The organism is Microbacterium esteraromaticum (assembly GCF_900163815.1).
Lineage (GTDB): Bacteria > Actinomycetota > Actinomycetes > Actinomycetales > Microbacteriaceae > Microbacterium > Microbacterium esteraromaticum_B.
The window spans coordinates 46,656-66,367 of sequence record NZ_FUKO01000023.1 but is presented as its reverse complement, the minus strand read 5'-3'; the positions used below and the strand labels follow the sequence as shown (position 1 = coordinate 66,367).

Genomic DNA, 19,712 nt, shown 5'->3' with positions numbered 1-19,712 from the left:
TCGTGACTCTCCCCGAAATGGATTGAACGGACTCATGACCACCACACCCCGCGTCGCCCTCGACGCGCTCCTCGACCGCTCTCGCACCGTCATCACCTCGCTGCAGGAGCCCAACGGCGCCTACCCCGCCTCACCGTCGTTCTCGGCGTACCGTGGCTACTGCTGGTTCCGCGACGGCTCGTTCATCGCCGACAGCGCCTCCGCTGCGGGGGAGGTGGCCTCCGCCTCGGCGTTCCACGACTGGTGCGCAATGGTCCTCACCCGCTATGCCGACCGCATCCGCGACATCGTCGAAGCCGCCGACGCGGGCACCCCGCTCCCAGACGAGCAGATGCTGCCAGCTCGCTTCACGTTCGACGGTGCCCTGGGATTGGACGACTGGTGGGATTTCCAGCTCGACGGCTACGGTACGTGGCTGTGGGCCGCAGCCACCCACTCCGAGCGACACGGCATTGACCCGGCACGATGGGCCGACGCCGCCGCACTCGCAGTCGACTACCTCTTGAGCTCGTGGGAGCGCCCATGCTACGACTGGTGGGAGGAGCATGACGAAGCCGTCCACGGATCGACACTCGGCTGTATCGCAGCGGGCCTGCGCGAAGCGGCGGAGTCCGGACTGGTGACGGGTGAGCGTGCTGAGCGCGCCCGAGCGGGAGCAGCCGAGGTACGCGCCCGCCTCACTCGCGACGCTGTCGTCGATGGCCACCTCGTGAAATGGATCGGTTCGGACGCTGTGGACGGCAGTCTCAGCGCGCTCATCGCGCCGCTCGGTGTGATCGACGCCAGCTCTGCACTGGCCGCGGGAACCCTTCACGCGGTGTCGGAGCAGCTGGAGGTCGACGGGGGCGTGTACCGCTTCCGCGCCGACACGTTCTTCGGCGGCGGCCGCTGGCCACTCCTGTCGTGCTTCCTCGGGTTGGCCTATGCCGCGGCCGGGGAGCGAGACGAAGCCCAGCGTCTGCTGGAATGGGCCGCGTGCACTGCCACTGACACCGGCATGCTGCCGGAACAGGTCGCCGGGTACCTCCTCGCCCCCGAGTATCGAGAGGAATGGCTGGAGCGTTGGGGACCAGTCGCGACGCCTCTGCTGTGGAGTCACGCGATGGTGCTGCGCCTGGCCACCGAACTCGGAGTCGATGGAACGGAGCTGGCAGCATGATCCGTCACCGCCCTTCCGGGTCCGGGCACCCGTACTCCGACGACACCGAGCAGCGCAGTCCCGTCCAACCTGTCGCCGGTGCTCCCCTCCGACTCGGTGTCAGGACTTCCGGCGACGTCGACGCGGTGGTGCTCCAGCTTCGGGTAGACGACGGTGACGTGACGACCCTGCCGCTCGAGCGCGTCGTCAGGTCGTCGCGCGGGCAAGATGTCGATGGGGGACACCTCGCTTCGGCGCAGGCGCGCACTGCGCGGACCGCGGGCGGATGGCAGGTGGCGTTCGAGACTCCGACCGCTGGCAGCATCATGCGTTACCGCTTTGCCGCAGCCGGTTCCGACCGTGTCTCCCGCACCCGCTGGTTCGAGACGCGGGTCGCCGCCTGGCGCGCCGCGGATCCCGCGGCGCTTGCGGTGGACGGGACTGCCGTCCCCGTCATGGCTGGCACAGTCGAGGTTCTCGACGACGGTGAGCGGATCCATCGCTTACGGTTTGCCCTTCCGCTCGCCCCGGGGGAGCACGTCACGGGATTCGGTGAGCGTTACGACGCACTGGACCACCGTGGCACGCGCCTCGACTCCGTCGTGTTCGAGCAGTATAAGAGTCAGGGGGCGCATCGACGCACCTACCTGCCCATGCCGTTCGCCCACGTCGTTGGTGGTCGGGGCTGGGGCTTCCATGTGCGCACCTCGCGACGCGTCTGGTTCGACGTAGGCGAGCGGCACCCCAACCGGCTCGTGATCGAGGCAGAGGTTGACGCGGCTTCCGGCAACCCGCAAGCCCTCTCCCTCGCCCTGTACTCGGGCGACCCCACGTCTGTGCTCGATGCGTTCCTCGCAGAGACAGGGCGTCCGCGCGTGCTTCCGGAGTGGGTGTTCGGGCTCTGGGCCAGCGGCAACGAGTGGAATACACAGGCCGAAGTCGAGCGGCAGATGGCACTCCATCGCGAGCACGACATCCCAGTGCGGAACGTCGTGATCGAAGCATGGAGCGACGAGAAGAGCTTCACGATCTTCCGCGACGCGCAGTACACCGTACGTGAGGACGGCGGTCCGATGCGCCTTGCCGACTTCACGTTCCCCGCTGGCGGTGCGTGGCCCGACCCCAAGGGCATGGTCGACGCACTGCACGAGCACGACGTGCGCGTGCACCTGTGGCAGATCCCACTGCTCAAGCTCCGCCCGCATCCGACCGGGCAAGCCGCAGCCGACGCACGTGCCGCGCTCGCGGAAGACGTGGTCATCCGGGAGAAGGCACCGGATGGCACGCTCCGCCCGTATCGGAACCGCGGCTGGTGGTTCCCCCTCTCGCTCATGCCCGACCTCACCGACGAGCGTGCCGCCGCGTGGTGGACCGAGAAGCGGCGCTACCTCGTCGACGAAGTGGGTATCGACGGCTTCAAGACCGACGGCGGCGAGCACGCGTGGGGCGAGGACCTCGTCTACCTCGACGGTTCGTCCGGCGACCAGTCCAACAACCGGTTCCCCGTCGCCTACGCCGCCGCCTACGGACAGCTTCTCGAATCGTCGGACAAGGCGCCGGTGACTTTCAGCCGCGCCGGATTCACGGGCTCACCCGCTCACGGCGCGTTCTGGGCGGGAGACGAGAACTCCACATGGGAGGCTTTCCGCTGGTCGATGCTCGCCGGGCTCTCGGCGGCCTCCTGCGGAATCGTCTACTGGGGGTGGGATATCGCGGGCTTCTCCGGTCCGATCCCCGACGCAGAGCTGTATGTCCGGGCGATGGCTGCGAGTGTCTTCGTGCCGATCATGCAATACCATTCCGAGTTCAACCACCACCGGTCACCTTCCAACGACCGCACACCGTGGAACATCGCGGAGCTGACGGGAGACAACGCGGTTATCAGGGATGTTCGGGCCCTCGTGCAACTGCGGGAACGTCTCGTGCCATATTTGACCGACGCGGCCGCGTATGCCGTTGAGTCGTCGGCGCCACTGATGCGACCGCTGTATTTTGATTACCCGGCCGATCCGGCCGTGTGGGAGCATCCGCTCCAGTGGATGCTCGGCCCCGATGTCCTTGTGGCCCCCGTACTCGAGCCGGGCGCTCGCGAGTGGTCGGTCTACCTGCCCGCTGGTTGTTGGGTCGAGGCTCGCACTGGCGAACAGATTGCTGGCGGTCGAGCGGTATCGGTGGACGTGTCCGAGCGGACTTCCATTCCCGTTTTCGTCCGAGATGAGTCCTGGCAGGGTCTGGCACCCATCCTCACACCTCTGAGGTGAAGCCAGGTGCGGTTCCATCCGTACGAGAGCGGTGCCGCCACCGCAGATCTGAGGAGGCTGATGCTCTGGTAAGTGAGCAGAGTACCTTTCGTGGGATCTGCCCGGCTGGTCCGATGTCGGGTCGACCCGACCCCGACCAGCCACTACGGGACTTTGGACGGTTTATATGTGACCTGCCACGGTATAGGAATCTGCCTTGTCGAGCGAGAATGCATCCTTTTTGCAGGTGGGTGGACACCGGCGAGTGCCCCGCCGGTGCGGGCGGTGCGCTGGCGCTTGTGTCAGCGGGCCGCGGAGTTCATGGGCTTCGTTGGCGGTGGTGACGGGCCTGTGCGTCGTCTTGCGGAGCAGGCGGTGGCATCCGGTTGAGGCAGCGCTGGTGATCTGTGCCGAGGCCGCGTCCGAGAGATGCGGCGTGGTCTGCGATGTTGTGCGTGCCCGAGCGCCATCCGCTCTCGATCACGATGGTCGCGGCGGCGGTGGCCGCGATGACCCGGTTCCGAGAAAGGAAGCGCCACTTGGTCGGGGTCGCGTCGGGTGCGACCTCGGAGGAGAGACCGCCGCCGGCGCGAAGGTCGGCACGCTCAGCGCTCAGGGGCCGATCAACGAGGCCCAGACATCGGTTTCGCTCGCTGACGAGATCCCTGCCCCGAGCGCCTGGTGGCGGCTCACGCACCCGCTCGAGCTCTTCGGTCTCCAGGGCTGACGCGAGAGCGCCCGCCCCCGGAGGGAGCGAGCGCTCGTGCGATCAGTCGCGGCTGGGCGGTTCACCCAGGTGCGGCTCACCCGGGTGCGGCTCACCCGGATGCGACTCCGCAGTGGACTCCGCGAGGAGCTCCGTGACCGGCAGCACCGGCGCCGCGCTGTATCCGGGAACCGGGACCGGCACCAGCTCGTCCTCCGCCTCGCCGGTGACGATCGTCGGGATCGATCCGGTGAGGGCTTCCTCGGCGTCGATGTCGGTCACGGCCTGTTCGAACTGCGACTGGTACAGCCGCCAATATGCACCGCGGCGCGCGATCAGCGTCTCGTGGTCGCCCTGTTCGACGATGTCGCCGTGCTCCATCACCAGGATGAGGTCGGCGTCGCGGATCGTCGACAGGCGGTGCGCGATCACGAACGACGTGCGTCCCTGTCGAAGCGCCGCCATCGCCTGCTGCAGCAGCAGCTCGGTGCGGGTGTCGACCGCACTCGTGGCCTCATCGAGGATGAGGATCGAGGGCCGGGCGACGAACGCCCGGGCGATCGTGATCAGCTGGCGCTCGCCGGCCGACACGTTCGAGGCGTCTTCGTCGAGCACGGTGTCGTAGCCGTCGGGCAGCGAGTGCACGAAGCGGTCGACGTAGGTCGCGGATGCCGCGGCCATGATCTCGTCGTCGGAAGCCGACTCGTTGCCATAGCGAATGTTGTCGCGGATGGAGCCGGCGAACAGCCACGGGTCCTGCAGCACCATGCCGGTGCGCGAGCGCAGGTCGTCGCGGGTCATCTCGGAGATGTCCTGCCCGTCGAGCAGGATTCGTCCGGAATCGAGCTCGTAGAACCGCATGATCAGGTTCACCATCGTGGTTTTGCCCGCACCGGTCGGTCCGACGATGGCAACTGTCTGCCCGGGCTCGACCTGGAATGACAGATCGCGGATGACGGGACGGTCATCGGTGTACGAGAAAGCCACGTGTTCGAACTCGATGACACCACCTTGTGCGCTCGACCCCTGAGCCTGTCCCACGGCCGGCTGCTCAGCATCCGGATCCTGCTCTTCGGCATCCAGGAAATCGAAGACGCGCTCCGCCGACGCGGTGCCGGACTGCACGACCGCAGCCATGCCGCCCAGTTCGCTCAGCGGCTGGCTGAACTGCTGCGAGTACTGGATGAAGGCCTGCACGTCGCCCAGGCGCAGGTTGCCGCTGGCGACCATCAGGCCGCCGAGGACGGCGATGCCGACGTAGGTGAGGTTTCCGACGAAAGTCATCGCGGGCATGATGATGCCCGATAGGAACTGCGCCTTGAAGCTCGCCTCGAACAGCTCTTCGTTCTCGACCTGGAATCGGTCGAGCGCATCCTGCTCGCGGCCGAACACCTTGACCAGCGCGTGGCCGGAGAACGCCTCTTCGACACGGGCGTTCAGGCGCCCGACCTTGCGCCACTGCGTGCCGAAGGCCTTCTGCGAGCGCGGTCCGATGACGCCGAAGATGACGGCCATCAACGGCAGTGCGACCAGAGCCACGAGAGCCAGCTGCCACGAGATCGAGAACATCATGATCAGCACGCCGACCACGGTGAGCACCGAGGTGAGTGCACCCGACAGCGATTGCTGCATGGTCTGCGTGATGTTGTCGATGTCGTTGGTGACGCGCGAGATGAGCTCACCGCGCTGAACCTTGTCGAAGTACGACAGCGGCAGCCGGTTGATCTTCGCCTCGACGCTCTCACGCAGGCGCCACATGGCGCGCACCATGATCACGTTGATGACGTAGCCCTGAATCCAGCTCAGCAGCGCCGAGACGATGTAGATCGCCAGCACCGCGACGATGATCCAGCGCAGCCGCTCGAAGTCGACGCCATCGCCGACAGAGAAATTCTGCATAGCGCCGACCATGTTGGCGAAATCGTCTTGGCCCGAAGCGCGCAGCGCTTCGACGACCTGGTCCTTGCTCGTACCCGCGGGGAACCCCGGCGCTCCACCGACGCCCGTGCCGAGCACGTGCGAGATGAATCCCTCGTAGACGATGTTCGTCGCCTCGCCGAGCACCTTGGGCGCGGCCACGGCCAGCACGACGCCGATGGCCCCGAGGATGGAGACGAACACGAACCAGACGGCAGAAGGCTTGAGCAGACCGATCATCCGCGCGAAGCTCTTGCCGAAGTTGTCGGCCTTGCCGGGGGCAGGGCCATCGAACATGCCGCCGCCGTCGAGTCGCGCCTTCTCAGCGAGCTCGGCTTCTTCCTGCTCGGCCGCCGTCATGGGGGTGCCATCGCTCATGCGTCCACCCCCAGCTGCGATTCGACGATCTCGCGATACGTCTCACTCGATGCGAGCAGTTCGTCGTGCGTGCCGATGCCGCTCATCCGGCCGTCTTCGATCACGATGATGCGATCGGCATCGGTGATGGTCGAGACGCGCTGCGCGACGACGATCTTCGTAACGCTCGGCAACTCACGCCAGAGCGCCTGTCGAAGCCGCGCATCGGTGGTGAGGTCGAGCGCCGAGAACGAGTCGTCGAAAACGAGGATCTGCGGTCGATGCACGATCGCGCGTGCGATCGCGAGCCGCTGGCGCTGACCGCCCGAGACGTTGGTGCCGCCCTGCGAGATGCGTGAGTTCAGCCCCTCGGGCATCTCTTCTACGAAGTCCCGCCCCTGCGCGATCTCGAGCGCGTGCCAGAGCTCTTCATCGGTAGCCTCCTCGCGGCCGAACCGGAGGTTGGACGCCACCGTGCCGGTGAACAGGAACGGACGCTGCGGGACGAGCCCGATGCTCTTCCACAGCGCGTCGACGTCCGCCTCGCGAACGTCGATGCCGCCCACGCGCACGCTGCCGCCGGTCGCATCGAACAGCCGAGGGATGAGCGAGACGAGCGTGGTCTTGCCGGACCCCGTGGATCCGACGATGGCGACGGTCTCGCCCGGTGCCGCAGTGAAGGCGATGCCGGAGAGCACCGGAGACTCGGCGCCCGGGTAGGTGAACTCGACATCGTCGAAGTCGACCGCGCCGGGGTTCGGGAACTCGGTGACGCCCGCCTCAGGCCGGGTCATGGACGACTCCGCGTCGAGCACCTCGCTCACACGCTCAGCCGAGACGGCGGCGCGGGGAATCATCATGGCCATGAAGCTCGACATGATGACGCCCATCATGATCTGGCCGATGTACTGCATGAAGGCGAACAGGGTGCCCACCTCGACGCCGCCGCTGTTGATCTCGATGCCGCCGAACCAGATGACCGCGACGACAGTCACGTTGAGGATCAGCATGAACAGCGGAAACAGCAGCACGAACAGCGAGCCGATCTTGCGGCCGAGGATCATCAACTCGGTGTTCGCCTCGCGGAAGCGCCCCTCTTCGATGCGCTCGCGCACGAAAGCTCGCACGACGCGCACGCCGGTGAGCTGCTCGCGCATGATGCGGTTCACTGCGTCGAGCTTCTTCTGGTTGCTGCGGAACAGCGGCACCATGCGGCCGATGATGAGCACAGCGACGATGAGCAGCGCGGGCACCGAGACGGCGATCAGCCAGCTCAGGCCGACGTTCGTCTGCACGGCCATGATGATGCCGCCGATGGCGAGCAGCGGCGCGGTGACGAACATCGTCGCGCCCATCATCGCCAGCATCTGCACCTGCTGCACGTCGTTGGTGTTGCGGGTGATCAGCGAGCCGGCGCCGAACTGCGACACCTCTCGCTCCGAGAAGCCGCTCACTCGCGAGAAGACGTCGGCGCGGATGTCGCGGCCGACCGACATGGCGGCGCGCGCCGCGAAGTAGGTGGCGATGATCGAGGCGACGATCTGGCCCAGCGAGACGATCAGCATGAAGGCGCCGTGCGACCAGATGTAGCCGATATCGGCCTTGGCGACGCCCTGATCGATGATGTCGGCGTTCAGACGCGGCAGGTACAGCGAGGCCATGGCGCTGGCGAACTGGAACACCAGAACCGCCAGCAGCAGCCATCGGTACTTGGAGAGATAGCGGACGAGGATTTTTCCCAGCACGGGTCGACTTCCTTGAATGAGGCGAAGCGGGCCGAGAATCGGCCACAAGAAAGATTGCCACGAACGGCCGACATTGGTAATAGCGCATCGCAATCCTTCGCTGACAGCAGAACAACCCCCGGGTCAGTAGGGAGTTCGCCCTCCACTGCGGACAGCGTGTCGGCGCCCGCGCATAGACTCGCTGAAGCGAGGCGAAGGGAACACATGGGCGAGAACAAGACGACCGCATCGGCCGTGCTTATGGTGTGCGACTATTCGCTGAAGTATCTCGGCGGTGCGCAGACCGCGTTCCGGCGCCAGGTCGAGGCGCTCGCGAGTCAGGGCATTCCCGTCGTCGTCCTCGCACCCGATGCCGACGCGCTGCAGCATCCGGTTGCCGGAGCGGATGCCGGGCAGCATCCGCTCGTCACGATCGCACCGCCTCGTCGCGGCACGATCCCCGTGCTCGACCTGCCGCTGCTCGGCCGCGCCCGCGACCTCGAGCCCCTCGTCGCGGCGACGATCCGTCGGCACGACGTCGGCGCCGTCGTCGTGCATTCCGAATTCGCCTTGGCATCCGCCGCGATCGCCGTCGCGAAGCGGCTCGGGATCCCCTCGCTGCACACCGTGCACACCTTCTTCTGGCGTGCGCCGGCGGCGCTTGCCCCCTTCGCACCGCTGGTCTCGCGGGTGCACAGCACGCTGACCGGCATCCGCGGCGGCAACCGGAGCACCGACAGCCACCCGATGAACAACGCGCTGCGCACGATGACCCTGCGCATTGCACAGCGGGCTGACATCGTGCTGTCTCCGTCGCAGCACCAGGCCGAAGCACTGCGCCGTGCGGGCGCCGGCCGGGTCGAAGCCTTCTCGAATGTCGCGCAGCCGCTGCAGCTGTCCGCCCCGCGTGACGGGGGTGGCCGGCTGCACCTGCTCTGGGTGGCGCGCTTCGCGCCCGAGAAGAGGCTCGCTGTCGCGCTCGACGCGATGCGCCTCGTCGCCGAACGGATCGGACCGGACCGCGTGCACCTCGATGTCGCAGGCGGCACCCACCGACCGGTTCCGGGCGTGACGTTCCACGGCCCGGTTTCGGGCGAGCGGGTCGGCGAGTTGATGGATGCCGCAGACGCGGCGCTCATCACGTCTCTCGGCTTCGACAATCAGCCGATGGTGGCCCTGGAGGCGTTCGCTCACGGCCGCCCGGTGATCGTCAGCGACCCGGTGCTGGCGACGGAATTCGCGGATGCTGCGATCGGCTCGCCGACTCCGGATGCCGAGGGGCTCGCCGAACTGGTCATTCAGCTGGAAGCCGATCGCGCACTGCTGGCGGGGCCCCGCGACGGCGCGGTGGCCTACGCGCGCGAGCGACAGCCTGCCGCACACGTCGCCCGGCTGCAGGAGCTCATCGCGTCGGTGCAGCGCTGAGCGGCGGGCTCAGAACAGCGGTACCTCGGGCACGTACGCCCTCGCATCGGCACCCGGGTCGGCCGACAGCTCGGCGATCGTCGCGGGCTGCCACTTCGGCTGCCGATCCTTGTCGACCAGTTGCGCGCGAATGCCCTCGACCAGGTCGGGGTGGTGGTTCCCGAACCACATGACGCGGCGGTACTCGCCCTCGAGTGCGGGGCGGATACCGGTCATCTCGCGTGCTTCACGCACGGCGTCGAGGGTGACGGCCAGTCCCGTGGGTGCCAGTTCCCGCAGGGTGGCGAGGGTGGCTGCCGCATCCGGAGCATCCGATTCCTCCAATCGCTGCACGATCTCGCCGAGGGATGCCGCTGAGAACACGTCATCGATCCATGCGCGCGCTTCGGGCAGAGTCGATGGGTCGGGTGTCTCATCGAACAGCAGCGTCATCTCGTTCGGGGTCGCCGGATCCGCCCGGTACGCGAGCGCCTCGCGCAGTGCGTCGAGGTTCTCCGACGGCACGAAGTGGTCGGCGAAGCCGAGGTAGATGGCATCCGCTCCGTTCATGCTCTGACCGGTGAGCCCGAAGTACTCGCCCAGCCGACCAGGTGCGCGCCCGAGCAGCCAGGTGCCGCCGACATCGGGGGTGAAGCCGATGCGCGTCTCGGGCATCGCGAGCCGCGAGCGCTCAGTGACGATGCGCACCGCGGCGTGGCCGGCGAGGCCGATGCCGCCGCCCATCGTGATGCCGTCCGCGAAGACGACGATCGGCTTCGGGTACTCGGCGATGAGGGCGTTCATCGCGTACTCAGCGCGGAAGAAGTCGCTGATCTGCTCCGGCCGCCCCGCGGTGATCTCGTCGTACAACGCGCGCACATCACCGCCCGCGCACAGGCCGCGATCGCCCTCGCCGTCGATGAGCACGGTCTGAATATCGCTGTCGTCGACCCAGGCGGTGAGCGCGGCGATGACCTGCTCGATCATGCTGAGATCGAGTGCATTGATCGCCCGCGGGCGGTTCAACGTGATGCGTCCGAGCGAGTTCTCGGTACGGACAAGGACGGTGGCAGCTTCGACATCGGTCACGCTGGCCAGGCTACTCTGCTTCGCGACCGGGCATGTCACACCCGATTTCCGCACGAGGATCCCGTTTTTCGGCAGGTGAAGCCAGGATTCCGGCGGATTTCCGGGAAGATGGTAGGAACTGCCCCGAACAGGAGAGGTCGCCATGCCTAAAGGACAGGTGCTCGAGTTCAGCCGGGTCACGAAGCGCTTCGGCGCCGTGACCGCGGTCTCTGATCTCTCCGTGCGCGTCGAGCCAGGAGTCGTCACCGGCTTTCTCGGCCCGAACGGCGCCGGCAAGACCACAACTCTGCGGATGCTGCTCGGCCAGATCCGCCCCTCATCGGGAACCGCCACGATCGGCGGCGTCAGCTACGCCGAACTGCGCAACCCGCTGCGCACCATCGGCGCCGTGCTCGAAGAGGTCTCGTACCGCCCCCGCCGATCCGCTGCCCGCCAGCTGCTGATCGCGGCGAAGGCGAACGGCATCCCCACTGAGCGCGTCGATGAGGTGCTGCGCCTGGTGGGCCTGCACGGCGACGCCGACACGCGTATCGGCGGCTACTCGCTCGGCATGCGGCAGCGGCTCAGCGTCGCCACAGCGCTTCTCGGAGACCCGGGTGCGGTCGTTCTCGATGAGCCCGCCAATGGTCTCGATCCCGAGGGCATCCGCTGGATGCGCATGCTCATGCGGCGCCTCGCCGATGAAGGCCGCACTGTTCTCGTCTCGTCGCACGTGCTCAGCGAGATCGAGCAGGTCGCCGACAACGTCGTGGTGCTCTCGAAGGGCCGCGCGGTATATTCCGGGAGCATCGATGACCTCGCCGACCCGACGGGCGGCGCGGTGGTGGTGGATGCCGACGATCGCGACGCCCTCGCAAACGCGCTGACCGCGGCGGGACTCTCGTTCGATCTGCTGCGCTCCGGCGTGACGGTACGGGGTTCGGATGCTGCCTCTGTCGGTGCGATCGCCGCCGCGGCCGGTATCGCGCTGACCATGCTGCAGCAGCGCAGCCCCAGCCTCGAAGAGGTCTTCCTCGATCTCGTCTACGGTCGTCGTTCGGACAGCCCTCGGCTCGACCAGGTCGCGAACCCGGTGGCGCACGCGCCGCTGAGTCAGGCGACGGATGGAACCGCCGAAGATGCCGAGCTCGTTGCCGGCACCGTCGCGCTGACCGGCGCGATAGCCGTCATCAGCGACGGCGGTCCGGTCGCAGCCGCCACCGGTGCTGCTGCCGCTGGTGCCGCCGCGGTGGACGTGGATACTGCGGATGCGGTCGGCACGGACGCTGAGGGCACGGATGTCGGTGCGAGCGCGAACGATGCTGACGCCGACGCTGCACCGGAGGACTCGAATGCCGCACAGGCAGATACCGACAGTGCTGATACCGACAGTGCTGACACCGAGGCTGCCCCCGCGGAGCCTGACGCCCCGCAGGCAGATGTCGACGGTGCGGATGCTGACGAGACAGATGCTGGCGCGACAGCTGCCGATGACACGGTCGCCACGGCAGGAGACCCGGATGCGGCGCACGCAGAAACCGAAGAGGCGAACGCCGAACCTCTGAACGCTGACGACGCTGATATCACTGACGACGCCGGAGAGGTCGAGGCCGCAGAGATTCCGCAGACGGAGCCGGCCGAGCCCGTCGCGGACGCGGCTGATTCGGATCTGGGCTCTGAATCCGACGAAATTTCCGCCGCTGGCCTGTGGGCGCCACGTCGCGCTGAGTCCCTGGCTCCCGACGGTGACGAACAATCAGACTCTTACGAGCAGTCCGACTCGGAGGATTCCGACTCTGAGGAATCCGACTCCGACTCCGAACAGCCGGGTGGCAGCGATGAGGCTGAAGTCGAAGCCCGCATCCTGCCGCTGGCGACCGAGGCCGTGTCACTCCCGACAACGATCGATCACACGAGCTTCACCGCGCTGATCACCGGCATCCCGGCAGTGAACCCGATCGATCCCACCGATGATTCCTCTCCGGCGACCGAGGCGATCCCGGTCTTCTCGCCGAAGTTCGCACACGACGACGATGACGATTCTGCTGTCGACGACGACGAGGACCCGCGCCTGGCGGCGATGCGCACGTCGCTTTCCAGCGCGGCGAGCCGGTTCTTCGACGGGCCCGCTCCGGACTACCCGTATGGCACGCTCTCTTCGAGCGCGCTCCGCGGCGACATTCGCCGGGGTGACGACGCCGCAGCCGCCGGTGACGCCACGGAGGACGACGAAAACGCTGAGCCCGCCGACGCCGCTGGTCACGACGACACGGCTGAGGCGAGCGACACTGCTGAGGCGAGCGAGAACACCGAACACGAGAACACCGAGCACGACGACAATCACCAGGGCTGACCCGCCGATCGCTCCGAACCGTCCGGACAACCCCGAACGGGGTTACTGGCGGGGCGTCAGGCGGGGCGCGGGCGAATAACCGGGCGGGAACGGGGCTTCTGCACGGGGATAGGTGCGGTCGACGCGATGTCGACGACATCGGCCGGCCGGTCCGAGACCTCCAGTCGCAGTGCCTGCGTGAGCGAGAGACCGTGCCGCGTGGTGAGAATCAGCCGCTGATACTGCTCGTCGCCGTCGAGGTCGATGACCACGCTCGGCCGCCGTCGGCGGATCAGCACGAAATCGGTGGTGCCAGCACCCTTCCACGTACCTGCGGCGAGAACGCCGGGAATGTACGTGCCCGGCCCCGGAACACCGCGCAGCCATGTCCAGGCATCGTCGGTGAGCTGCACCTTCGTGATGTGCTTGCGCACGATGCGAAGGTTCCTGCGATGGAACGTCGACGCCCGCTCGATCGGCGACAGCACGATCTCGAGCTGCGTCTGATCCAGCAGGAGCGTCACCATGCACCTAGTCTGCCAGCGCACCCCTGCAAGATGCCTGCGACTTGCTCACAGGACCACAACGATCCTTCTGTTCAGCCTCCACAACACCGCGGAGTCATGCCGTGACGGATGCGGATGCTGCCGCAGCAGCGGCCAGCGGAAGCGCCGCCTCGATCGCGGAAAGCTCTTCATCGCCATGCGCTGCGGTGAGGAACCAGGCCTCGAACACACTCGGGGGCAGCGCGATCCCCTGCTCGCGCATGGCGTGGAAGAACGGCGCGTAGCGGAGCGATTCCTGCGCCTGAGCGGCCGCATAGTCGCGCGGGGTCTCAGGTGCGAAGACGACGCCGAACAGGCTGCCCGCTCTGGGCACGGCGTGCACGACGCCGGCGTCGGTCAGGGCAGCATCCAGCGCATCCGCCAGGCGGTCGGCGGCAGCATCCACCCGCGCGTAGACCTCAGGCGTCGCGAGCCGCAGCGTCGCGATGCCCGCGGCGACCGACAGCGGGTTTCCCGACAGCGTGCCCGCTTGATAGACCGGGCCGAGCGGGGCGAGCTGGTCCATGATCTCGGCGCGACCGCCGAGGGCTGCCAGCGGCATGCCGCCGCCGATGACCTTGCCGAAAGTGATGATGTCGGGCAGGTACTGCTCGCCTGCCTCCTGCTGCAGGCCCCAGAACCCGGCAGCATGCACGCGGAACCCCGTCAGCACCTCGTCGAGGATCATCAGCGCGCCATGCGCGTGCGCGGTCTCGGCGATGAGCCTGTTGAAGCCGGGCAGCGGCGGCACGACGCCCATGTTCGCGGATGCCGCCTCGACAATGACCGCCGCGATGCGATCACCGTGCTCGGCGAAGACCGCCGCGAGAGCGTCCGGGTCGTTGTAGTCGATCACGAGCGTCTGAGCGGCGATCGGAGCAGGCACGCCGGCCGAACCGGGCAGCGCGAGCGTCGCAACACCCGAGCCTGCCGCGGCCAGCAGCCCGTCGGAGTGCCCGTGGTAGTGACCGGCGAACTTGACGAGCAGATCACGGCCCGTGGCGCCGCGAGCGAGCCGGATCGCGGTCATCGTCGCCTCGGTGCCGGTGGAGACCAGGCGCACGCGTTCGACCGGGCGGGCTTCGCCATGACGCACCCGCTCGGCGATCATCTGGGCGAGCTCGACTTCGCCCTCGGTCGGCGCTCCGAACGAGAGTCCGCGCGTCGCAGCATCCTGCACAGCCTGCACGACCTCGGGGTGCGTGTGCCCGAGCAGTGCCGGCCCCCACGACGCGACCAGGTCGATGTACTCGCGGCCGGCGGCGTCAGTCACCCGCGCGCCGGAAGCGGATGCCAGGAAGCGCGGTGTTCCGCCCACCGAACCGTAGGCGCGCACCGGCGAGTTCACTCCCCCGGGGATCACCGCACGCGCGGAGTCGAACAGGGCAACGTTGCGGTCAGTCATGCGTTCAAAAGTACGTGAACGACCTATGAGCAGGGAGCGAGAAGCGGGTGGGTCAGCGGAGCCAGCGGGCGGCCTCGACAGCCCAGTAGCTGAGCACGACGTCGGCGCCGGCGCGACGAATCGACAGCAGCGACTCGAGCACCGACACACGGCGATCGATCCAGCCGTTGGCCGCCGCGGCCTCGATCATCGCGTATTCACCCGACACCTGGTACGCCCAGACCGGCAGGTCGACCGCGTTGCGCACCTCGCGCAGCACATCGAGGAACGCCATCGCCGGCTTCACCATGACGATGTCGGCGCCCTCGTCTTGATCGAGGAGCGCTTCGCGCACGCCTTCGCGCCGGTTGCCCGGATCCATCTGATAGGCGCGACGATCGCCCTGCAGTTGCGAATCGACGGCCTCGCGAAATGGGCCGTAGAACGCACTGGCGTACTTCGCCGAGTAGGCCAGCAGCAGTGTGTCCTGGAAGCCCTCGGCATCCAGCGTCTCTCGCGCCGCCGCCACCTGGCCGTCCATCATGCCGCTGAGCCCCAGCACCTGCGAGCCGGCGCGCGCCTGCGCGAGCGCCATCGAGCAGTAGCGCTCGAGGGTGGCATCGTTGTCGACTGCTCCGGATGCCGAAAGCACGCCGCAGTGGCCATGGTCGGTGAATTCGTCCAGACACAGATCGGTCTGCACGACCAGCGCGTCGCCGACCTCGGCTGCGACGGCCCTCGTTGCGACATTGAGGATGCCATCGGGATCATCTGCCCCGGAGCCGATCGCGTCGCGCGCCGACGGCACCCCGAAGAGCATCACTCCACCGACGCCAGCTTCAGCAGCATCCGCTGCCGCGCGCTTCAGCGAATCGAGCGAGTGCTGCACGACCCCGGGCAGCGAGCCGATCGCCGCGGGTTCGGCGAGTCCCTCGCGGACGAACATCGGCAGCACGAGATGCCGGGCTTCGAGCGAGGTCTCGCGAGCGAGTTCCCGCAGCGGCGCCGACTGACGCAACCGCCGAAGGCGCGTCTGGGGAAAGCGATTCACGGAGCGAACTCGTCGGCGGCGTGCGGCAGCGTGAAGTGCGAGACGGTGTCGATCAGTGCATCGACGGTCTGCTTGTTTGCGATAGCGGCGATCGGAAGGCCCGCCTTGCGCGCATCCTTCGCGGTACGCGGCCCGATCGCTGCCAACAGGGTTGTGTCGGGGATCTCCGGGAACTGTTCGCGCACCTGGCTGGCCACCGAACCGCTCGTGATCAGGATCGCGTTGATGCGGCCGTTCTCGACGTCGCGGCGAATGCGCTCGGTGACCGGAACACCGACGGTGCGGTACGCGATGACGCTGTCCACATCGTGCCCGGCCTCAGTGAGCATCACCGAGAGCACCGGCTTGGCGATCTCGCTGCGCAGCGACAGCACCCGCCGGGCATCGGGCTCAAGCGCGATCATCTGCTCGGCCATACCCGCCGCCGAATTATCGAGTTCGGGCACGAGCGCGACCTCGTAGCCGACAGCCTGCAGGGCCGCCGCCGTGGTCTCGCCCACTGCGGCGATCTTCGTCTTGCGCGGCACCTCGACGCGGTGCGCGAAGAGCACATCGACCGTCGTGGCGCTGGTGACGGTGAGCCAGTCGTAGTGACCGGACTGCAGGCGATCCAGCGCAGCATCCAGCGTCTCTTGGTCTGTCGTCGGCGCGAAGTTGATCAGCGGTGCGACGACGGGCACAGCGCCCTGCGCGCGCAGACTGGCGGCGACGCCGTCGCCCCAGGGGCCGCCACGGGGCACAAGAACTCGCCAGCCGTCCAGCGGCCGTTCCGTTTTCGATTCGGTAGCAGTCATCAGGATCACTCTCGCGGGAGGAAGTCGGCCGCTCCCTGTTCGAGCAGCCGATGGGCTGCAGAGTCGCCGATGTCACGGGCCGTGCGCATCGGGTCTGCACCATCGGCAGCATTCGCTTCGTTGCCGCTGCCGTTCCGTCGAATATACCCCCGGTTCAGGGACTCCGTGACGTCGAGGCCGATTCGGCCCTCTCCGTTGGGCTCGTATACGACGGCGCGGACGCGGACGCTGTCGCCGCTGACGACCGCGTGCGCAGCCATCGGCGCCTGGCATCCGACGTCGAGTCCGGCGAGGATCGCACGCTCGACGGTGATGGCCAATCGGGTGTCTTCGTCTTCGAGTTCGGCGAGCGCTGCGAGCAGTTCGGCAGGGGCGTCCACCGTGGTCTCGACGGCGAGTGCACCCTGTCCGGGGGCTGTGGGCCACTCGGCGAGCCCGAGCTCCTCACGGTGCAATGTCGATTCGGAGCCGAGGCGCGACAGCCCGGCAGCGGCGAGGATCACAGCATCCAGATCTCCGGATTCGACGCGCGCCAGACGCGAGTCGACGTTGCCGCGGATATCGACGACCTTGGCGTGCGGTGCACGGCGACGCACCTGCGCGATGCGGCGCGGCGCCCCGGTGCCGATCGCGCTGCCGGTGCGCAATTCGTGCAGTGGGGTGCCGTCACGCGTGATGACGACATCACGCGCATCGACGCGGGCGGGTGTGGCGGCGATCACGAGTTCGGGCGGCATCGCGGTGGGCAGATCCTTCAGCGAGTGCACGAGGATGTCGCACTTCCCTGCGACGAGCGCCTCCCGGAGCAGGTTGGCGAAGATGCCCGTGCCACCGATCTCCGACAGCGATGCCCGGTTGGTATCGCCCTCGGAGACGATCGGAACCAACTCGACCGGTCGGCCGGCGATCGCGGAGAGCGCTTCGGCCACATGGCCGGACTGCGCCTGGGCGAGAGCGCTGCGACGCGTGCCGAGGCGGATCGGAGCGGTCGTGCTCACTGCAGCACGTCGGCAATCTCGTCGAACCGCAGGCGTCGTCCCGTGTAGAACGGAACCTCTTCCTTCACGAATCGGCGCGCTTCGGTGTAGCGCAGGTCACGCATCAGGTCGACGAGCTCGGTCGGGTCATCGGCCTCGAGCGGCAGCAGCCACTCGTAGTCGCCCAGCGCGAAAGCGGCGACCGTGTTGGCGGTGACGCCCTTGAACGCGGCACCGCGACGACCGTGGTCGGCGAGCATGCGGCGTCGGTCGGCATCTTCGATGAGATACCACTCGGGGGTGCGCACGAACGGGTACAGGCACAGCCAGCCCTTCGGCTCGATGCCGCGCAGGAAACCAGGCACATGCGCGCGGTTGAACTCCGCGTCGCGGTGCACGCCCATGACGTTCCACACCGGCAGCAGCGAACGCAGCATCTCGGTGCGGCGCAGGCGGCGCAGCGCGCGCTGCAGTTCTTCTGCCGTGGGGCCGTGCAGCCAGATCATCAGATCGGCGTCTGCCTTCAGACCGCTGACGTCGTAGAAGCCGCGGATGGAGACGCCGGAATCTTCGATGTAGCCGGCGATCGTCTCGAGCTCCGTCGCATCGGCCTCAGCGACCGGCGAATCGGGGTTTCGTCGCCACACAGCCCACAGGGTGAATCCGGACGGGTTTTCTTCAGAAACTTCCGACATGATTCCAGTCTGCCTCTTCTGTGCGAAGACGGCGAACCGTGAGTCAGCGGGCGGTGCGTTCGCTGTTCAGCACTCGCTGTTCAGCGTGCGACGGCGCGGGCGATGACCCAGACGAGTCCGCCGACAGCCGCAGCGACCCCCGCGACGGCGCCAGCGGCAGCAACCGGATTGCGCCGCGCGAAGGTGCGCGCACGCACGATGCCCCGCTGCGACGCCTTCTCGATGCGACGCGGGAAATTGCCGCGCACCTCGATGGCGGCGAGAGCGGCCTTCAGCTCCGCACGGGCGGATGCCACAGGATCGACGATCCCCGGAGGCACAGCAGTGCGGGGCAGCGCGGTGCCGCTCACGAGTTCCTGGTTCGAACGCGGGTCAGAGCTGGTCATCGCCGGCCTCCTTCACAAGTCGAACGTCGGTCGCCACAGCCTGTCCTGGATTCTCGCGTTTGGAGAGTCTGCGGAATCGCATCACACCCAGCAGCGCGAAGATGGCGATGATGAGGAGCAGGATGCCGACCGTCGCCAGTGCCGCAAGCCACGCCGGCCACCACGAGGCGAGACCGATGATGGTGAACGCGAGCAGCGCGGGAATCATCCAGAACAGGAAGAACAGCGCGAGGACGAACCAGACGCTGCCGATCCCGGCATCTTTCGCCGTGCGCGATACCCAGGCCTTCGCCGCGTTGATCTCGGCCGTGACGAGATTGCGCACCAGCTCGGGCAGATCGCCCAGCAGCGTCAGCAGGCTGTCATCGGCGCGATCGCGGTATCCGCGGGGCATCTCAGGCACCGCTCTTCTTCGGCGTGCTCTTCGACGAGGCCTTCGATGCCGTCTTCGACGACGAAGAGGCCGTCTTCGCGGCGGGCTTCTTCGTCGTCGCGGAGTTCGATGACGAGCCCGTCGAGGCCGAGTTCGTTGCTGCGGTCGACTCTGCGGCGTCCTTCGCGGCATCCTTCACCGCATCGGCGACATCGCCAGCGGCATCCTTCGTCGCGTCGACCGCGGTCTCCAGACGCTCACCGGGTGCGCCAGTGGAGTTGGCGGCCGCCTTGACCACCTTGACGGCGCCATTCCAGAGCGCGCCTGGTACGGCTGCCGCCTGGGCCTTCGCGAAGTCCTGCACGCGAACGACCTGGTGCTGGACGGGATCGAGGTGCCAGACCTTCAACCACTGCGTTTTGATCTGCTCATAGCGCGCTCGTCCTGCACGCGTGCCGAGCACATACCCTGCGCCGAGTCCGACGACGAGTCCGATCTTCCCCTTCATGGGAGCCTCCTGACGTTGTTGCGGCGTCTGCGCCCGGGTCCGGAACTGTTCCGCTCCCGCACGATTGACTTCTCAGGGTAGTCGCATATTCCGAATTGGGCATCTACCCTTGT

General features: G+C 67.5%; 17 protein-coding genes. 4 read left to right on the top strand and 13 right to left on the bottom strand.

Annotated elements, in window-relative coordinates; genetic code table 11:
- The first annotated feature begins 34 nt into the window (after positions 1–34).
- Positions 35–1,159 (top strand): glycoside hydrolase family 15 protein, encoded by a 1,125-nt coding sequence (locus FM104_RS10480; RefSeq protein WP_087132190.1) that lies wholly within the window; start codon positions 35–37, stop codon positions 1,157–1,159.
- Positions 1,156–3,399, top strand: coding sequence for a glycoside hydrolase family 31 protein (locus tag FM104_RS10475; protein WP_087132189.1), 2,244 nt, complete (start codon positions 1,156–1,158; stop codon positions 3,397–3,399). Before FM104_RS10480 ends, FM104_RS10475 begins: the two co-directional genes overlap by 4 nt.
- Positions 3,400–3,697: 298 nt before the next feature.
- Here FM104_RS10475 and FM104_RS10470 read toward each other — a convergent pair whose 3' ends face one another.
- The 3 genes from FM104_RS10470 to FM104_RS10460 all read right to left on the bottom strand — a co-directional run bounded on the left by FM104_RS10470 (position 3,698) and on the right by FM104_RS10460 (position 8,103).
- On the bottom strand, positions 3,698–4,075 hold the full coding sequence (locus tag FM104_RS10470; RefSeq protein WP_256971617.1) for a DNA-processing protein DprA: 378 nt from the start codon (positions 4,073–4,075) through the stop codon (positions 3,698–3,700).
- Between the two features lie 72 nt (positions 4,076–4,147).
- Positions 4,148–6,379 (bottom strand): ABC transporter ATP-binding protein, encoded by a 2,232-nt coding sequence (locus tag FM104_RS10465; RefSeq protein WP_087132188.1) that lies wholly within the window; start codon positions 6,377–6,379, stop codon positions 4,148–4,150.
- Positions 6,376–8,103 carry an ABC transporter ATP-binding protein gene (locus FM104_RS10460; RefSeq protein ID WP_087132187.1) on the bottom strand — a complete coding sequence of 576 codons (1,728 nt, stop codon included), beginning with the start codon at positions 8,101–8,103 and terminating at the stop codon, positions 6,376–6,378. The genes FM104_RS10465 and FM104_RS10460 overlap by 4 nt, the downstream gene beginning before the upstream one ends.
- Positions 8,104–8,307: 204 nt before the next feature.
- On the opposite strand from FM104_RS10460, the gene FM104_RS10455 reads away from it, so the two are divergent.
- On the top strand, positions 8,308–9,507 hold the full coding sequence (locus FM104_RS10455) for a glycosyltransferase family 4 protein (protein WP_087132186.1): 1,200 nt from the start codon (positions 8,308–8,310) through the stop codon (positions 9,505–9,507).
- A 9-nt stretch (positions 9,508–9,516) separates the two neighbouring features.
- On the opposite strand, the gene FM104_RS10450 is transcribed toward FM104_RS10455, so the two are convergent.
- Positions 9,517–10,575, bottom strand: a complete 1,059-nt coding sequence (locus tag FM104_RS10450) for an enoyl-CoA hydratase/isomerase family protein (protein WP_087132277.1) — start codon at positions 10,573–10,575, stop codon at positions 9,517–9,519.
- A gap of 142 nt (positions 10,576–10,717) precedes the next feature.
- On the opposite strand from FM104_RS10450, the gene FM104_RS10445 reads away from it, so the two are divergent.
- A complete protein-coding gene (locus FM104_RS10445; protein WP_087132185.1) occupies positions 10,718–12,907 on the top strand; it encodes an ATP-binding cassette domain-containing protein in 2,190 nt (729 codons plus the stop codon).
- Positions 12,908–12,963: 56 nt separating this feature from the next.
- On the opposite strand, the gene FM104_RS10440 is transcribed toward FM104_RS10445, so the two are convergent.
- The 9 genes from FM104_RS10440 to FM104_RS10400 form a co-directional block, all read right to left on the bottom strand.
- Positions 12,964–13,413 carry a hypothetical protein gene (locus FM104_RS10440; protein WP_087132184.1) on the bottom strand — a complete coding sequence of 150 codons (450 nt, stop codon included), beginning with the start codon at positions 13,411–13,413 and terminating at the stop codon, positions 12,964–12,966.
- 94 nt (positions 13,414–13,507) lie between these two features.
- Positions 13,508–14,836: a glutamate-1-semialdehyde 2,1-aminomutase gene (hemL, locus tag FM104_RS10435; protein ID WP_087132183.1), complete on the bottom strand. Its 1,329-nt coding sequence runs from the start codon at positions 14,834–14,836 to the stop codon at positions 13,508–13,510.
- A 52-nt stretch (positions 14,837–14,888) separates the two neighbouring features.
- Complete coding sequence (hemB, locus tag FM104_RS10430) at positions 14,889–15,866, bottom strand: porphobilinogen synthase (protein WP_087132182.1); 978 nt, start codon at positions 15,864–15,866, stop codon at positions 14,889–14,891.
- Entirely contained in the window at positions 15,863–16,660 is a 798-nt protein-coding gene (locus tag FM104_RS10425; protein WP_087132276.1) for a uroporphyrinogen-III synthase, read from the bottom strand. The genes hemB and FM104_RS10425 overlap by 4 nt, the downstream gene beginning before the upstream one ends.
- 5 nt (positions 16,661–16,665) lie before the next feature.
- Positions 16,666–17,658, bottom strand: coding sequence for a hydroxymethylbilane synthase (gene hemC / locus FM104_RS10420; RefSeq protein ID WP_087132181.1), 993 nt, complete (start codon positions 17,656–17,658; stop codon positions 16,666–16,668).
- Positions 17,655–18,332, bottom strand: a complete 678-nt coding sequence (hemQ, locus tag FM104_RS10415; RefSeq protein ID WP_179206763.1) for a hydrogen peroxide-dependent heme synthase — start codon at positions 18,330–18,332, stop codon at positions 17,655–17,657. Before hemQ ends, hemC begins: the two co-directional genes overlap by 4 nt.
- An 80-nt stretch (positions 18,333–18,412) precedes the next feature.
- Positions 18,413–18,718 carry a hypothetical protein gene (locus FM104_RS10410; RefSeq protein WP_087132179.1) on the bottom strand — a complete coding sequence of 102 codons (306 nt, stop codon included), beginning with the start codon at positions 18,716–18,718 and terminating at the stop codon, positions 18,413–18,415.
- A complete protein-coding gene (locus FM104_RS10405; RefSeq protein WP_087132178.1) occupies positions 18,705–19,112 on the bottom strand; it encodes a phage holin family protein in 408 nt (135 codons plus the stop codon). Before FM104_RS10405 ends, FM104_RS10410 begins: the two co-directional genes overlap by 14 nt.
- Before the next feature lies 1 nt (position 19,113).
- Positions 19,114–19,599, bottom strand: a complete 486-nt coding sequence (locus tag FM104_RS10400) for a hypothetical protein (protein WP_087132177.1) — start codon at positions 19,597–19,599, stop codon at positions 19,114–19,116.
- Between the last annotated feature and the right edge of the window lie 113 nt (positions 19,600–19,712).

What these genes read in the sequence shown, in the direction of transcription:
- FM104_RS10480 (WP_087132190.1), top strand. Translation starts at nt 35, where the DNA reads ATGACCACCACACCCCGCGTCGCCCTCGACGCGCTCCTCGACCGCTCT.
- FM104_RS10475 (WP_087132189.1), top strand. Translation starts at nt 1,156, where the DNA reads ATGATCCGTCACCGCCCTTCCGGGTCCGGGCACCCGTACTCCGACGAC.
- FM104_RS10465 (WP_087132188.1), bottom strand. Translation starts at nt 6,379, where the DNA reads ATGAGCGATGGCACCCCCATGACGGCGGCCGAGCAGGAAGAAGCCGAG.
- FM104_RS10455 (WP_087132186.1), top strand. Translation starts at nt 8,308, where the DNA reads ATGGGCGAGAACAAGACGACCGCATCGGCCGTGCTTATGGTGTGCGAC.
- FM104_RS10445 (WP_087132185.1), top strand. Translation starts at nt 10,718, where the DNA reads ATGCCTAAAGGACAGGTGCTCGAGTTCAGCCGGGTCACGAAGCGCTTC.
- FM104_RS10440 (WP_087132184.1), bottom strand. Translation starts at nt 13,413, where the DNA reads ATGGTGACGCTCCTGCTGGATCAGACGCAGCTCGAGATCGTGCTGTCG.
- hemL (WP_087132183.1), bottom strand. Translation starts at nt 14,836, where the DNA reads ATGACTGACCGCAACGTTGCCCTGTTCGACTCCGCGCGTGCGGTGATC.
- FM104_RS10425 (WP_087132276.1), bottom strand. Translation starts at nt 16,660, where the DNA reads ATGACTGCTACCGAATCGAAAACGGAACGGCCGCTGGACGGCTGGCGA.
- hemQ (WP_179206763.1), bottom strand. Translation starts at nt 18,332, where the DNA reads ATGTCGGAAGTTTCTGAAGAAAACCCGTCCGGATTCACCCTGTGGGCT.
- FM104_RS10410 (WP_087132179.1), bottom strand. Translation starts at nt 18,718, where the DNA reads ATGACCAGCTCTGACCCGCGTTCGAACCAGGAACTCGTGAGCGGCACC.
- FM104_RS10405 (WP_087132178.1), bottom strand. Translation starts at nt 19,112, where the DNA reads ATGCCCCGCGGATACCGCGATCGCGCCGATGACAGCCTGCTGACGCTG.
- FM104_RS10400 (WP_087132177.1), bottom strand. Translation starts at nt 19,599, where the DNA reads ATGAAGGGGAAGATCGGACTCGTCGTCGGACTCGGCGCAGGGTATGTG.